Genomic DNA, 14,076 nt, shown 5'->3' with positions numbered 1-14,076 from the left:
ACCCGTCCGCCACTAAGATATCCTAAGTAAACTCAAAATATCTCCGTTCGACTTGCATGTGTTAAGCGTGCCGCCAGCGTTCGTCCTGAGCCAGGATCAAACTCTTTATTAAAGTTGTATATTTAAATCTCTCGATTTAGATATCTGATCCAGTTCATAACGCTTGCGTTATTACTTCAATGTGTTTTTTAGTCTTTTCTTGACTTTCTTTCCTAAGTCCTTAAACTTAGCAAAGGAATCTCAAGGGTCGTTACTTTTTTTCTTCACATTGTTCAATTTTCAAGATGCTGTTCGCTCTCTCCGCTCAGTCTCCCTCGCGGGACAGCTTTAATATTATATCACAGAAATTTTTCTTTGTCAATACCTTTTTGAAAATTTTCTGAGATTTTTTTGTTGTCACTTCCGAGCGAGTTATCCATGCTGCGCCAGCAGGCTTACTGTTTCGCTCTCTCGCGGCGACTTAATTATTATAGCACGCCTGCACGGCAAAGTCAACACGGAATTTCTTACAAGCTTGATTGTTGCTTTATCCCGAATTGTGTCTAATTTCACTACTCAGCCGTAAAATCCAGCGTCATGCAGTTCTCCTGCTCGTTTTCTCTGAGGGAAAGATTGATCTGCGCACCAAAGGGATAGCCCGTTTCAACAGCAACTTCAAATATCTTTTCCGTGTCGATATACTCTCTTTTGAAATTGTCATAAACGAATATATCAGAAAAACGCAGCTCTATCACGCCATTGCCCGAGCTGAGCTCACGGCGGATTATCTCCTCAGCTCTCTCGGAGCTGTCTGCGTAGAGACCATTCTTTACATAATAGTTATCCTCTGCATTTCCGCAGGGAAACGGCTCAAAAAGCGTATCATCGGCAAAATGCGTCCTTTCAAAGGTAGCGTCATCGCAGAGGAAGTACATCTGTCTGGTCTCGCCCATGACGTCTGTATCCGCCCATGTCACGTCGATATTGTACCAGTCGGTGCCGACCTTTACCTGATTCCACGCATGATTCTCGCCGCTTTCCGTCGTTCCTGTTATAAGAACGCTTTTCAGTCCAAGCTCCGCCGCCAGCAGGTCAAACGCCTTGGCATAGCCCTCGCAGTTAGCCTCGCCCTCCACAAGACAGCCGTAAGCCGTGGACGCATATTCCACGTCCTCGCCTGTTATGTACCTGCAATTATCGACAAGATAATCATTTATATATCTCACAAGAGAGTAGTCATCGGTGTTAAGCGCTCCGTCCACAATCGAATCGACTTTATCGCGGAGCTTCGTTTCCTGAATGTCAATAAGATTCAGGTCACGGTAGACCACCCTCGCGTCGCGGACCTTAGCCGCCGTATAGTAGACCGAATCGAGGAAGAAAAACTCTCCCTCCTGCTTTTCGAGAATACAATATATTCTGGAGTACTGATCGCCGTCCACCTCATAAGGCAGGGGGATATACTCCTGCTGCTGTGAAATTCCGCGGTAGAGCGCCGTGTATATAGCCTTTTCGTCAGTTCTCAGCTGATCGTAGACAGGTCTGGACTCCGCCTCCGCCTCGGTGAGATACTGCGGCTCGGGGTATTTTCTTAGAAGTCCCGCAGCCTTGATATATCTCCACGCAGCCACAAAAAGCAGTGCGCACAGCGCTGCAAGCAGCGCCGCAGTTTTTTTTGTAATCAAATCAATTCTCCGAAATCATAACAGTGTTGTTCTTTATTTTGAATGAGGGCAGGTTCTCCACGAACTTGCTGAACTTGGAATAGCCGTAGGATTTTACGTCAAATTCTGGCATTTTCGTGCAGAGCTGTTTTTTCAGCTCGCCCAGATTATAGCCCTTGCTGCCGTTTGTGCGGACAATAGCGGCAATAGCGTTCTCTATGCGTTCGAGGTCTGTCATGCTTGTCTTCTGAGAAACAAGTATACTGCTGCCCTCCTGACGGAAGCTGAGCCCGTCGAACTCCTTGAGGAACTGAGAGAACTTGGAATATCCGTAATTTCTGACGTCGAAATCGGGGTAGCGGTTGAGAAGCCTGCTTCCCAGCTCGCCGATATTTATCTCGTCTCTGAGGTTTGCATTTTCGGTGATTATGCGCACGATAGCCGTTTCGAGAGTTTTCATCTCCAGCTTTTCAGTCTCGCCCGAGCCCTGAAGCTCCTCATCAGCGAGAATCTCAAGGTACTTGAAAGCATTGCAGGCGGTGCTGAAGGGCTTCGGAGTCTTCTGCTCGCCCATGCCGATAACGTGCATACCCGACTCACGAAGACGAATTGCCAGTCTTGTGAAATCGCTGTCACTGGAAACAATGCAGAAGCCGTCAACGTTATGGGAGTAAAGAATATCCATAGCGTCGATTATCATAGCCGAGTCGGTGGCGTTCTTGCCCGTAGTGTAGCTGTACTGCTGAACGGGAGTGATAGCGTTGTCCAGTGCCATATTCTTCCAGCCTGCAAGGTTAGCCCTTGTCCAGTCGCCGTAAACTCGCTTATATGTTACAACTCCGTAGTTTGACACCTCATCGAGGATGTACTTAGTATACTTAGCCGCAACGTTATCAGCGTCGATAAGCACGGCATAGCGCATTTCCTTTTCCATGGTTCACCTCATATACCTCTTGATTTATATAGTGATACATATTTATAGTAACATATTTATTATAACATTTTTATTAAATTTTGTATATAGTAAATCCGCACAAAGACATTCTATGCTCTTTGTGCGGAATTTTAATTCAATATTCAGTTATTAGTTATTAGTGATTAGTGCTTAGAGAGTAGTGAGTAGTAAGCAGTTAAAACATCGCCTTATTTACCGGCTGACAACATGAACGGGATTCCTAAGGGACGTGTTCCTTAGGCGGAGTCCAGAGGCGGCGCCTCTGGCGGGTTTGGGCAGAGCCCAAGAACCGAAGGCGCCTCGCAAGGGGTGAATCGAAAAACAATCCAGTGAATTGTTTTTCGAGAGGGGACGCCTTGCAAGAGAAGGCGTCCCCTAACGGGCGGATATTATCCGCCCATGCATTACATGAAACCATGGGCATTCCTTTGTAAGAGGACGACGTCCTCGGCGTCCCACAGAAAAAATAAAAAATCCCGACGCTATTGCATCGGGATTTGGTCAATGACGAGAGTATTCCCCCGCCACTATGGAGCGGATTACGAGGCTCGAACTCGCTACCTCCACCTTGGCAAGGTGGCGCTCTACCAGATGAGCTAAATCCGCATTATATATAGAACGCTGCCGCGTTCTATATGGTGCTTCCGGTCGGAATCGAACCAACGACACGGGGATTTTCAGTCCCCTGCTCTACCGACTGAGCTACAGAAGCGTGTTGGCGACCCCGAACAGATTCGAACTGTCGACCTCCTGCGTGACAGGCAGGCGTTCTAACCAACTGAACTACGAGGCCATGTGGTGGGGACTACAGGGCTCGAACCTGTGACCCTCTGCTTGTAAGGCAGATGCTCTCCCAGCTGAGCTAAACCCCCACATCGCATAAGCTTTATTTTGTTCTGTCAGGTGTCTTGTCCCTGACGACGAAAATAATTATACCACGGTATTGAAGATTTGTCAAGCGTTTTTTGAAAAAAATTTCAGATTTTTTTAAATTTGTCGATTCAGGGCTATATTTCGCCATTAAAAATCATGACAGCCGCCGCAGTCGTACCCGTATTTTTCCAAAATGCTTATTATTTCCTCGACGCACTCGAAATCATTGTCGGGATTGCTCACAAGAACATTTTGTATTTCCGTCAGCACCTCACTCTCTGAGCGATACTCTTTTTCAATAGCTTCACAAACAGCTTTTTTCAATAACTCTTTCACAGCGCACCTCCTTATCTTATGTTTACATTATATAATGCAAATGTCTATATGTCAAGAGCTCAAATGTAATAATATCTTATGTATAAATAAGATAATGCGGAGGTAAGTTATGTTAAAGCTCAACGTCATTGAACTCCTTGAAGAAAAAGGGCGTACCAAATACTGGCTGTACAAGCAGCTCGGCATGAGCTATCAGAATTTCAGCCGAATGATAAACAACGAGACCTGCTCCATCAAATACGAAAATATCGAGGCGATGTGCCAGCTTCTGGAATGTACTCCCAACGAACTTTTCGTATTTACCGACGAATTGGACGGCTCTGCAAAAAAATAATGATTAATATTGATTAAAATGATTTTTTATGATATATTATATGTATAGTTTTAATGATTGACTGTCAATAAAGCCAATTTATTAAGGGAACGCCTTCACTTGCAAGGCGTTCCCTCTCAAAAAAACAGTCCACTGGACTGTTTTTTGATTCACCCTTTGCGAAGCGCCTTCGTTTCTTTGGGCTCTGCCCAAACCCGCCAGAGGCGCCGCCTCTGGACTCCGCCAAAGGAACACAGTCCCTTTGGAATCCCTTTCATGGGTGAAGCGGCTTTTTGATAATTACAAAGATTCGGAGGAAAGATATGGGATTTCATTTCAGAAAAAGCTTCAAAATAGGCAAGCTGTTCCGCTTCAACAAGAACAAGAAAGGCGGCAGCATATCCGTTGAGGGACCGAAGATAGCAGGCAAAAAGGTCAAGCTCACGGTAAACAACAAGAAAAAAGCTACCGTAAGTCTTCAGGGCACGGGTATCTCATACGATACTGACCTCGGCGGCAAGAAAAAGCCTGCCAAGAAGTGAGAGCCGCCCATGAAGAGACTACTTTTTATCGGTGACGTCGTAGGCAGAGCAGGCTGCGAATTTCTCGCAGACAAGCTCAGCGGCATAAAACGCGATAACAACATTGACATTACTATAGTAAACGGCGAGAACTCCGCGCAGGGCAACGGCATCACACGCGGCTCTGCGGACGCCATTATCCGCGCAGGAGCCGACATCATAACCACAGGAAATCATGCTTTCCGCCGCAAGGAGTCTATGGAGCTCTTCGACGAGGACTACATCGTCCGCCCTGCGAACTACCCCGAGGGCGGCTGCGTAGGCAGCGGAGTCCGTATCCTTGATATGGGAGCATATTCCGTAGCCGTCATAAACCTCATGGGCACGGTCTACATGGACCCCCTTGACAATCCGTTCACCAAAATGGACGAGCTTCTTGAAAACATCGACACTCCCAATATTTTCCTTGACTTCCACGCGGAGGCTACCTCCGAGAAAAAAGCCATGGGACACTACCTCACAGGAAAGGTCAGCGGAATGTTCGGAACTCACACCCATGTCCAGACTGCCGACGAATGTATCCTCGGAGGTCACACCGCCTACATCACCGACGTAGGAATGGTCGGTCCCGAGTTTTCATGTCTCGGCGTTGACACGGAATCCGCGGTAAATCGCCTTAGATTCCGTATGCCCGTGAAATTTCAGGAGGCAGAAGGCGCTTCTTTCCTTTGTGGAACAATAGTTGAATTTAATGAAAAAAATGGCAAATCGCACAAAATAAATAGAATAATTGTAAGATAGTCCACAAAATTTATAAAAACACTTGCTTTTTTACTATTTATAAGTTATAATATATTTGTACAATAGCCTAAAGGCATTTGACATTAAACGTACAAATATTTATATCAGGAGGGTTATTTGTAATGGAAATTCTGAAAGTATCATCACATTCATCACCGAATTCTGTAGCCGGAGCTATTGCCGGTGTAATCAGAGAACAGAAAGCTGTTGAAGTTCAGGCAGTCGGTGCCGGTGCAGCAAATCAGGCAGTGAAAGCGATCGCAATCGCAAGAGGATATCTTGCTCCGATCGGCATAGACCTCATTTGTATTCCTGCATTTGCAAATATCCAGATCGACGGTGAAGAAAGAACTGCTATCAAGCTCATCTGTGAACAGAGATAATCGGTAATGACACAAACCATCGGGCGGACAGCTTGTCCGCCCTTTTTTATTCTGTTATTGCTTTTTCTTTTGTTAGTCGAGAGTTTAGAGCGTAGAGTTGAGAGTTAATGTGTTCGCTTCGCTCACGTTATAATAATACCGCCGCAGGCGACACCATAACTTTCAACTCTAAACTTCATGATTTGTTGCTATTTCAATTGTTAAATTAAAAAAATATCTGAAAAACCAAAAAATTACTGAGAGTTTCCGCTTTCTCAAACGTCTAATAAATGAGAGCGGACAGATCCTTTAGAAAGGAGGCGCTCATGGACAAAGACAAGGGTGAATTATATTATCGCCGCTATCTCGAGGGCGACGATACAGCCTTAGTCGATATGATCTGCGATTACAAAGACGGAGTTATCCTGTACCTCTGCGGCATTACAGGCAGCTACAGCCTTGCCGAGGAGTTCATGGAGGACGCATTCTTCAAGATCGCAGCAAAAAAGCCAAGATTCTATGGAAAAAGCTCCTTCAAGACATGGCTTTTCACTATTGCCCGCAATGTCGCGGTGGACGGTATGCGCAAACTGTCCCGTATCTCCGACAGGTCAGCCGAAGAATACGACAAGATCGCCGATGAGCGCAGCATAGAAAAGGAATATCTTAGAGAGGAACAGAAGATCTCGCTTCACAGGGCTATGGAGACCCTGAACCCCGACTACAGGCAGGTGCTCTACCTTACATATTTCGAGGAGCTGAGCAACTCTGAGGCAGCAAGGGTAATGAAAAAAAGCTGCCGCCAGATAGAAAATCTCCTGTACAGAGCCAAACAGGCGCTGAGATCAAAGCTTGAAAAGGAGGGCTTTGAGTATGAAAGACTATAAAGACGTTGCTCGTAGTGTTTTTCGGCGCAGGGACGAATACTTAAAAGAAAAGAAGCGCAAAAGAGAAGTATTTATCAAGCGCTCAGCTGTAGCCCTCAGCTGCTGCCTTATGATGCTTGTCGGCTTCAATATCTGGCGTACAGACTCACTCAAGACCATTGCTCCTTCTCCTGACAAATCTCAGTTCAACGTTACCGAAGCAAATACCACTGCTCCGCCGACTACGGACGAAAACGGAAACACAGGCATTCCTGTGACCACAACCACCGCCGTTGTCACCGCTAATAACGGCGAGGCCGCCGTACAAAACGGCACAACTGTCACAACAGTATCGGGCGAAAACGCTCCTGCTGTTACGACCACACACAAAAAGAACAGCGGCAGCAGCACTGTTGAACCGCCGCTTCCCACAACATTCTCATTCATGGAGGTAACGGCTGCCCGCCGTACAACTGTGGTTACTACCACAACACACCGCAGCACTACCGAGAACAGCAGGACCTCCGCAAGGACTACAACTGCAAGAACCACCACAAGAAGCAAACTCACCACAACTACTGCACGTACCACAAGAACAACCACGACCACGCGGTTAAATACCACCAGTGTATCCTATTCCACAACACGGGTATATACCACATCAAGCGCAGCCTACTCCACTACACGGATATATACCACGTCAAGCGCAGTCTACTCCACTACACGGATATATACCACGTCAAGCGCAGTCTACTCCACTACACGCGCCTATACGACCAAGATACCCGATACCACAGTAGTGACTACGACAAAAACGAGCGATTCACCTTCCCCTGTCGCTACCGAGTCAGTACCTTACTACACTACCACATCTACCACAACGACCACCATAGCGACCACCGTCACCACAACAAGTATAACAGGCTTCCGCTATAACGGCAATTACTACAGGACAACGGGCTCGACCATAAGCAGGTACGATCTCGGCACAAGCATAGCCGCCGAGCGCGACGATGCAACAGGCTTGAACCTTGTTTTCTACAAATACGGCGACATTGACCTCGATTTTATGTGCGTTGCCGTTATATACGGACAAAACACAGGTTATATCGGCGTAAACGAAGTATGGAACCCCGATACTCTCGGAGACATATTAAACGGAGCCAATGCAGAAAAAACCATGAAAGCAGCTTCACTTTACGACTATAACGACAAACGTTTTTACGTTTTCTCCGACCAAAAGTCCGCTTTTGAACTTTTAAGAGACTACAGTGACAGACCTGCACAGATAGCAGGCTTATCCAACGGCGCTCAGAGGTTCATGCTGCAAAATGCAGGTGAGGAACCGCCTGCGCTCGATACTTCAAACAAGCTCGGCTCTATCCATATAGTCACATCAGGACTTGCAGATGACGGTAATTACCTGCATTTCGGCTATATCCACATAACCGACGACGGTAAACTGGAAGTTGACCTGTTCTACCTGAAATACACCATAGATATAGGCAAAGACAACGCCGAGGAGCTCGTAAACAAACTAAAAACGCTTTAACAAAGAAAAATCTGTCCGCATAAGCGGGCAGATTTTTTTGCCATATACAGACAAATGTCTGGATAAATATCACAATACAAATTATATATGTCCGTACAATTCACAACGATTTTGGCAATCGGACTAATTTTTTGGTAAAAATCCTACCTGCATTGTGCACACTTACGTTATTTCCCTCATTTTATCCACCAAATATTTATTTTATAGGTTGTTATCAATTCACATTTTATTTATAATATTGATATAGCAATAAGAGATTGCTATCGGGATATTTTATTTGGAGTGATAAAATTGAATAATGCTTATCGGGATACCCTCCTAAGCAGATGTACGGGAATTATTGCTCCTAACCCTGCCAAGAGAATATCCTTATCTAACCCTCTAAGCAGAAAGTGCAGGAAAGAACAGCACCTTAAGCCTGTTACCCCTCCCAAAATGACAGCTTTTGATACAAGGCGCTGTTTTTTCCGAATCTTCTCTGAAAGTACGGGATATACAGCTTTAAGCGGCAGGTCTCCTGCATACGGACCGCGTATAGGTCCCACATGATACGCTTACCCTGAATGAGGCTTCACGCCCGCTTCTCTGCACCGAGAGCGGAAAAGGCTTCACTTTAAACGGCGAGGCAAGGTCTATGGCACAGAGGAAGAGCGGTCCCTCTCCCGCTCTCCTTTGTCCTCGCCGAATAATAATGAGCGGAAATAGTTACAGACATTATAAACAGAAGCTGCTCTCACAGCTTCGTATACAGCGGCAGAGTACCTCTCATAACTCTCCGCATAAATGCTGAATACCATCAGCTTTCCTTTCAAGTCAACAAGCCCGCAGGCGGGGAGACTCTGCACTATACTCCCCTAACCTGCATTCGGGTTTGCTGTTTACGCTGGTTCTGATCGGATAGCTCAGAACAGGTGGTCTTTACAGTATCACGCAGAGATCGTTAAACAAAAGAACCTTTACAAAGACTATAGGCGGTCTTTGTGATATATTGTTGTTAATTCCTTTTTGCTATCCTTCCATTGTAAGAGGGCAAATCAGAACAGTCTTATCTCCTTGGGCGGAGGTAGGGCTGTTGCTCTTTTATAGCGAGATCTTCACCACATCGTCAATAGGTATCCGCATACCGCCGCAGAACACTATCTGCCGCGACGCCTCCTCGATAAAGCGGACATTTCCCGACACAGCGGCATATCTTCCGCCGCACTTGTGCTTGTCGGGCACGAAATAAACGACCTCGCAGAAAGGTTCTTCGGCTATACGTGCGCCGAGGAGCTTTATTTTTTTGTCCAGCTCCGCCGCGTCGTCCTCGCAGAGCTCGGCTTTCGAGTCAGTCCTGCGTGCGGACTCGTCAATGGCGTCCTCATAGCCTGTAAGAGCCGCAAACGGCGCAAACTGCGCCGCACGATTGCGCCGCGGCATCTGTCCCCTGCTTTTTGAGACATGATGCGGCATATTGATGATATCATCATATTTATCAGACACGCTCAAGCCCTCCTCCTTTTGAACGGGATATCATTCAGCCAGTAACGGGCTGTCGAGGACGCCAGCCCCTACAAAACGTATATCACGCGAACTTCGGGCGGATAATATCCGCCCCTACTTAGCTCTCACTTCTTAGCTCTTAGTTCTTAGCTCTTAGTTCTTAGCTCTTAGTTCTTAGCTCTTAGCTCTAAAACTACGCCCTGTGACCGCCTATCTGCTGATTGCGTGAACGCGCCGTCGCTCCGTCGCAGAAATCAGCGCCGCGGAGCACCGCATTCCTGCCGTAGCGCTCCTTCATTCTCAGCACGGCAAGCTGCAGGCTTTTCTCGCGCCGCAGAGCGGCTTCTTCCCTGCTCCGCCTGCGCTGTTCGTCTTCAAAGTCGGTAAAGAAGTCCAGCTGACGCTGTTCCTCGCGGACGGACTCCGCAGGCACCACCCTGTTGGCGCAGATAGTCAGCCTGCGTACAAGCAGAACTCCGTCGGTGATACGTTCAAAAAGCTCCGCCGCCGCCTCGGTGATGAGCTTTGAGGACGACACCTTTGCCGTCAGATTCGCCGTACCATGGGCGTGAACAGGCACAGTCCTGCCGTAGTGGTCGAGGACCACCTTTCCCTTGTAATTCTGCATGATATCCTCCCTGCGGAGATTCTCCACATCGTAGCCCACAGTGAGAGTTATCTGGTCGGTGACCAGCCCCTTGGCCGCAAGGTCAAGAGCCAGCGCATCTGCCATTTCCCATGTTATGAGCCGCGCAGTTTCGGGCTCTGTAGCCTCCTGAAGCACCTGCCCCGAGCTTATGCTGTTTGTCTCGGGACGGTAGCTCTTTATATCCGCGATAGTGCATGGCTCCCAGCCCCACGCGTGGTCGATGAGGAGCTCCGCGTTGACGCCGAAGAGCTTATACAGCGCCCTTTCGCCGAATTCCGAGGTAGACATTCTCGCCACATCGCCCATGGTGAACATACCGTGATGCTCGAGCCTGCTTGCGTAGCCGCGCCCCACACGCCAGAAATCCGTCAGCGGACGGTGCTCCCACATAATGCGTCGGTAGGACATCTCGTCAAGCTCAGCTATACGGACTCCGTTCTCATCGGGAGGCATACGCTTCGCCACGATATCCATAGCTATCTTGCTAAGGTAGAGATTCGTGCCTATGCCTGCGGTAGCGGTAATACCCGTATTTTTCAGAACGTCCCGTATCATGGTCACAGCCAGCTCACGGGCAGTCATGCGATAGGTCGCAAGATATCCCGTAACATCAATAAACACCTCGTCGATAGAATAGACGTGGATATCCTCGGGAGCCACATATTTCAGGTATATCTGATATATTTTCGTGCTGTAGGCGATATACAGCGCCATTCGCGGCTGAGCCACGATGTAGTCCAGCTCCAGCGACCTGTCCGCCGCAAGCTCCTTAGCACTGCACGATTTTCCGCGGAATCGCCTGTAGGGAGCTCTGAACCTTCGGGCGGCATTGACGTCAGCCACCTGCGATACCACCTCAAAAAGCCGCGGACGTCCGCCCACTCCGCAGGCTTTCAGCGACGGAGTGACAGCAAGGCAGATAGTCTTTTCGGTTCGGCTCTTGTCGGCGACCACAAGATTCGCGTCAAGTGGATCCAGCTCCCGTTCTACGCATTCCACAGAAGCATAGAATGATTTCAGGTCTATAGCGATGTATGTCCTTTCCATTGTCTCACCTCTTTTAGGAACATCTGTTCTGCATATATTATAACACGCACATTTGTTCTTGTCAAGGCTTTTTGAATTGGAAATATCTGTAGGGGCGGCGTTCATTTTATCCTTTCGGTAATATCCGCGCCGAACCGCAGATATTTACCACAATGGCGCATTATCGCATAAAATTCTGCTTTTCATTGTCAATTATTGACAAAAAGGATTATCTTTCCCCAAACAATCACTTGCAGATAATTCATTGACAGCAATGTGAATAAATGATATAATTTTAATATGGGACTTTCTGCGGAAATAATAGCCAAAAACCGCGAAATAACGCACGTAAACTACATAACCCACTTGTCATAGGCGCTTTTCTGAGCGTATATCGCTTAAAAGTTATTACACAGTGTATAAGTCCTGAATAAAAATTCTAAGGGAGATGTGAAAACATGAATCAGGATTCTATTTCATTCGATCTTGGCTGTAACTTTGACTACAAGCTCTTCGATTTCGTAGACCAGTATGATAAGAAGCACGCCATCACAAGCTTTTTCGGAAAGCTCAAGCACGACGGACTTCCCGGAGGACGTACTGCTTCAATTATCCCGGACTTCACTCTTGATGAGCTCGCTAATTACGTAAAGGAATGTCAGAAGCGAGACATTACTTTCAACTACCTCATCAACCCGCTTTCAATGGATCAGAACGAGCTTGATCCTGTAATGGGCAAGAAGATCCGTGACTTCCTCCACACAATGTACGATATGGGTATCAAGGCATTTACTCTTAATTCCCCTATCCTCATCAAGTACGTTAAGAGAGAGTTCAAGGACGCATTCGTAACACTGGGACTCTATGCTTACCCAACAACTATCCAGCACATCGAGTACTGGCGCAACTGGGGCGTAGACGAGATCACACTCGACCACGGCTTCAACAGAAGATTCGATCTTCTCAGGCAGCTCCTCACACAGTACAAGGATACAGACCTTCACCTCCGTGTAATAGCTAACAATCTCTGCCTCAGAGAATGTCCTTTCCGTCTTGCACACGGCTGCTTCGTAGGTCACTCCGATCCTGACAAGTTCTCTATGGACTACTCACTTGTCAACTGTGCATACAAGAAGGTAACACATCCTGCTGCTATCCTTACAGCTGAATTCATCCGTCCTGAGGACGTTCACTACTACAGAGAGCTTGCAGAAGAGACAGGCAACAAGCACTTCTCTATCAAGCTCATCGACAGAACAAGAACAACAGACTTCCTCCACAAGGTAGTAAAGGGCTACATGGAAGAGTCTTACGACGGAAACCTCCTCGACATCGTAAACTGGCCACAGGCTAAGACAATCGCTACACGTCCCGATCAGGCAGGTCTTGAAAAGGGCGGTGCTCCTGCTGCTGCACCTGCCGGTGCTCCTATGGGTGCTCCTGCCGGTGTTCCTCCAATGGGCAGACCTGCAGGCGGTCCTCCTCCATGGGTAATGGAAGGCAGAGCTCCAAGACCTGGCGAGGCTGAGGAATGGGCAAAGGCAAACGGTATGTCCGCACCTCCTGCCGGTATGCCAACAGGCGCTCCTGCAGGCGCACCTCCAATGGGTATGCCCGCAGGCGGTCCTCCTCCATGGATAATGGAAGGCAGAGCTCCAAGACCCGGCGAAGCTGAGGAATGGGCAAAGGCACACGGTATCACAGCACCTCCTGCCGGTATGCCTATGGGAGGTCCTCCCGTTGGCGCTCCTCAGATGAGATGGATGGAATACCTCAAGCCTGAGGCAATGATGAACTACGGAAGAACAATGCATCTTCCTAAGCTCTACGTAGACAACAAGAAGCTTGACGGCTTCCTTGAGCACTTCATCAAGAACAACAACTGCAGCAAGTCACTCTGCGTAAACGACATTCTCGAAGAAGGTCAGACTGCTCCCAATGCTTGTGCACACTGCTCAACATGGGCTAAGAAGGTCATCTCCTACGACGAGGCTGAAGTTGCACAGTGGAAGCAGCTTTGTGCAGGCGTTCTCCAGAGCATCGAGGACGGCTCTATCTACAGATAATTTCTTTATTGTTCATACTCAAAAAGCAGCACTGCAAATACGCAGTGCTGCTTTTATTTTTCGCTATTCATTCATGCGTTTAGAAATTCATCAAACTAAAAAACGGTACTCACCGAGTACCGTTTTACTGTTACTGTAAGCCGTTTTTCTTATCTGTAGGGTTCATGCTGAGACCTGCCGAAACAGTGCTGCTGAGCTTACCCTTTACCACCTTAATGCTCTGGAGATTTCTTGAGTAATAATTCTCTGTATCGTTGAGCATTTTAGCAACAGAAGCCGCAGCGTTCTGCTGGAGGTTCTTAGCGGCTGTCTGAGCCTTTGTGAGCATATCGAGAGCCTTCTTCTTAGCCTCTGTAACGATAGCCTCGCGTGAAACTATCTGAGCTGCACGCTCCTCAGCCTTGCGGATAATGCTTTCAGCGTTGAGCTTAGCCTCGTTGAGGATACGCTGGCAGTCGAACTCTATCTTCTTAGCCTCTTTAAGCTCGTGAGGCATATTCAGACGGACGTCGTTGATGAGCTCTCTCATACGCTCTCCGTCGATGACCTTCTTGTGTGAAACAAAAGGAACTGCGGACGCCTTATCAAGGAGCTCGTCCATTTCTTCTAAAATCTCATCAATGCTCATATC

The 14,076-nt window shown here is 47.6% G+C and carries 13 protein-coding genes, 4 tRNA genes and 1 rRNA gene; 7 read left to right on the top strand and 11 right to left on the bottom strand.

All coding sequences use genetic code 11. The features are described 5' to 3' along the window. The 8 genes from BT105_RS09510 to BT105_RS09475 all read right to left on the bottom strand — a co-directional run. A 16S ribosomal RNA gene (locus BT105_RS09510) occupies nt 1-112 on the bottom strand; the annotation flags it as partial. A gap of 439 nt (nt 113-551) precedes the next feature. Further along, entirely contained in the window at nt 552-1,664 is a 1,113-nt protein-coding gene (locus BT105_RS09505; RefSeq protein ID WP_072300490.1) for a transglutaminase domain-containing protein, read from the bottom strand. Nucleotide 1,665: 1 nt separating this feature from the next. Then, on the bottom strand, nt 1,666-2,577 hold the full coding sequence (locus BT105_RS09500) for an NYN domain-containing protein (RefSeq protein WP_072300489.1): 912 nt from the start codon (nt 2,575-2,577) through the stop codon (nt 1,666-1,668). Between the two features lie 551 nt (nt 2,578-3,128). Beyond that, nucleotides 3,129-3,204 (bottom strand) — tRNA-Gly (locus BT105_RS09495). Nucleotides 3,205-3,234: 30 nt separating this feature from the next. Continuing rightward, nucleotides 3,235-3,310: transfer RNA gene (locus BT105_RS09490), tRNA-Phe, on the bottom strand. Between the two features lie 4 nt (nt 3,311-3,314). Then, nucleotides 3,315-3,391, bottom strand: a tRNA-Asp gene (locus BT105_RS09485). A 3-nt stretch (nt 3,392-3,394) separates the two neighbouring features. Next, nucleotides 3,395-3,470 (bottom strand) — tRNA-Val (locus tag BT105_RS09480). A 148-nt stretch (nt 3,471-3,618) separates the two neighbouring features. After that, nucleotides 3,619-3,807: a hypothetical protein gene (locus tag BT105_RS09475; RefSeq protein ID WP_024861518.1), complete on the bottom strand. Its 189-nt coding sequence runs from the start codon at nt 3,805-3,807 to the stop codon at nt 3,619-3,621. Between the two features lie 109 nt (nt 3,808-3,916). On the opposite strand from BT105_RS09475, the gene BT105_RS09470 reads away from it, so the two are divergent. The 6 genes from BT105_RS09470 to BT105_RS09445 all read left to right on the top strand — a co-directional run bounded on the left by BT105_RS09470 (nt 3,917) and on the right by BT105_RS09445 (nt 8,222). Further along, nucleotides 3,917-4,141, top strand: coding sequence for a helix-turn-helix domain-containing protein (locus tag BT105_RS09470; RefSeq protein WP_024861517.1), 225 nt, complete (start codon nt 3,917-3,919; stop codon nt 4,139-4,141). A gap of 302 nt (nt 4,142-4,443) precedes the next feature. Further along, nucleotides 4,444-4,662 carry a DUF4236 domain-containing protein gene (locus tag BT105_RS09465; protein ID WP_037324983.1) on the top strand — a complete coding sequence of 73 codons (219 nt, stop codon included), beginning with the start codon at nt 4,444-4,446 and terminating at the stop codon, nt 4,660-4,662. Nucleotides 4,663-4,671: 9 nt separating this feature from the next. Next, nucleotides 4,672-5,442: a TIGR00282 family metallophosphoesterase gene (locus BT105_RS09460; protein WP_072300487.1), complete on the top strand. Its 771-nt coding sequence runs from the start codon at nt 4,672-4,674 to the stop codon at nt 5,440-5,442. 122 nt (nt 5,443-5,564) lie between these two features. Next, nucleotides 5,565-5,825 (top strand): stage V sporulation protein S, encoded by a 261-nt coding sequence (locus BT105_RS09455; RefSeq protein WP_024861514.1) that lies wholly within the window; start codon nt 5,565-5,567, stop codon nt 5,823-5,825. A gap of 305 nt (nt 5,826-6,130) precedes the next feature. After that, nucleotides 6,131-6,691: an RNA polymerase sigma factor gene (locus tag BT105_RS09450; protein ID WP_072300486.1), complete on the top strand. Its 561-nt coding sequence runs from the start codon at nt 6,131-6,133 to the stop codon at nt 6,689-6,691. Beyond that, entirely contained in the window at nt 6,678-8,222 is a 1,545-nt protein-coding gene (locus BT105_RS09445) for a hypothetical protein (RefSeq protein ID WP_072300485.1), read from the top strand. The genes BT105_RS09450 and BT105_RS09445 overlap by 14 nt, the downstream gene beginning before the upstream one ends. A 1,080-nt stretch (nt 8,223-9,302) precedes the next feature. On the opposite strand, the gene BT105_RS09435 is transcribed toward BT105_RS09445, so the two are convergent. Continuing rightward, nucleotides 9,303-9,704 (bottom strand): hypothetical protein, encoded by a 402-nt coding sequence (locus BT105_RS09435; protein WP_072300481.1) that lies wholly within the window; start codon nt 9,702-9,704, stop codon nt 9,303-9,305. Between the two features lie 193 nt (nt 9,705-9,897). After that, complete coding sequence (locus BT105_RS09430; protein WP_072300498.1) at nt 9,898-11,400, bottom strand: Y-family DNA polymerase; 1,503 nt, start codon at nt 11,398-11,400, stop codon at nt 9,898-9,900. A gap of 437 nt (nt 11,401-11,837) precedes the next feature. Here BT105_RS09430 and BT105_RS09425 point away from each other — a divergent pair, with 437 nt between their 5' ends. After that, entirely contained in the window at nt 11,838-13,445 is a 1,608-nt protein-coding gene (locus tag BT105_RS09425) for a hypothetical protein (RefSeq protein ID WP_072300479.1), read from the top strand. Nucleotides 13,446-13,575: 130 nt separating this feature from the next. Here BT105_RS09425 and BT105_RS09420 read toward each other — a convergent pair whose 3' ends face one another. Continuing rightward, complete coding sequence (locus BT105_RS09420; protein ID WP_072300475.1) at nt 13,576-14,073, bottom strand: ATP synthase subunit B family protein; 498 nt, start codon at nt 14,071-14,073, stop codon at nt 13,576-13,578. Between the last annotated feature and the right edge of the window lie 3 nt (nt 14,074-14,076).

Source organism: Ruminococcus flavefaciens (assembly GCF_900119075.1).
GTDB lineage: Bacteria > Bacillota > Clostridia > Oscillospirales > Ruminococcaceae > Ruminococcus > Ruminococcus flavefaciens_Q.
Note: the sequence above shows the minus strand (reverse complement) of the source record. Positions and strands in the feature narration are given on the sequence as shown.

Excerpts from the sequence above, each read along its gene's own strand:
- BT105_RS09455 (WP_024861514.1), top strand. The coding sequence starts at position 5,565 with ATGGAAATTCTGAAAGTATCATCACATTCATCACCGAATTCTGTAGCC.
- BT105_RS09470 (WP_024861517.1), top strand. The coding sequence starts at position 3,917 with ATGTTAAAGCTCAACGTCATTGAACTCCTTGAAGAAAAAGGGCGTACC.
- BT105_RS09425 (WP_072300479.1), top strand. The coding sequence starts at position 11,838 with ATGAATCAGGATTCTATTTCATTCGATCTTGGCTGTAACTTTGACTAC.
- BT105_RS09450 (WP_072300486.1), top strand. The coding sequence starts at position 6,131 with ATGGACAAAGACAAGGGTGAATTATATTATCGCCGCTATCTCGAGGGC.
- BT105_RS09460 (WP_072300487.1), top strand. The coding sequence starts at position 4,672 with ATGAAGAGACTACTTTTTATCGGTGACGTCGTAGGCAGAGCAGGCTGC.
- BT105_RS09420 (WP_072300475.1), bottom strand. The coding sequence starts at position 14,073 with ATGAGCATTGATGAGATTTTAGAAGAAATGGACGAGCTCCTTGATAAG.
- BT105_RS09500 (WP_072300489.1), bottom strand. The coding sequence starts at position 2,577 with ATGGAAAAGGAAATGCGCTATGCCGTGCTTATCGACGCTGATAACGTT.
- BT105_RS09465 (WP_037324983.1), top strand. The coding sequence starts at position 4,444 with ATGGGATTTCATTTCAGAAAAAGCTTCAAAATAGGCAAGCTGTTCCGC.
- BT105_RS09445 (WP_072300485.1), top strand. The coding sequence starts at position 6,678 with ATGAAAGACTATAAAGACGTTGCTCGTAGTGTTTTTCGGCGCAGGGAC.
- BT105_RS09430 (WP_072300498.1), bottom strand. The coding sequence starts at position 11,400 with ATGGAAAGGACATACATCGCTATAGACCTGAAATCATTCTATGCTTCT.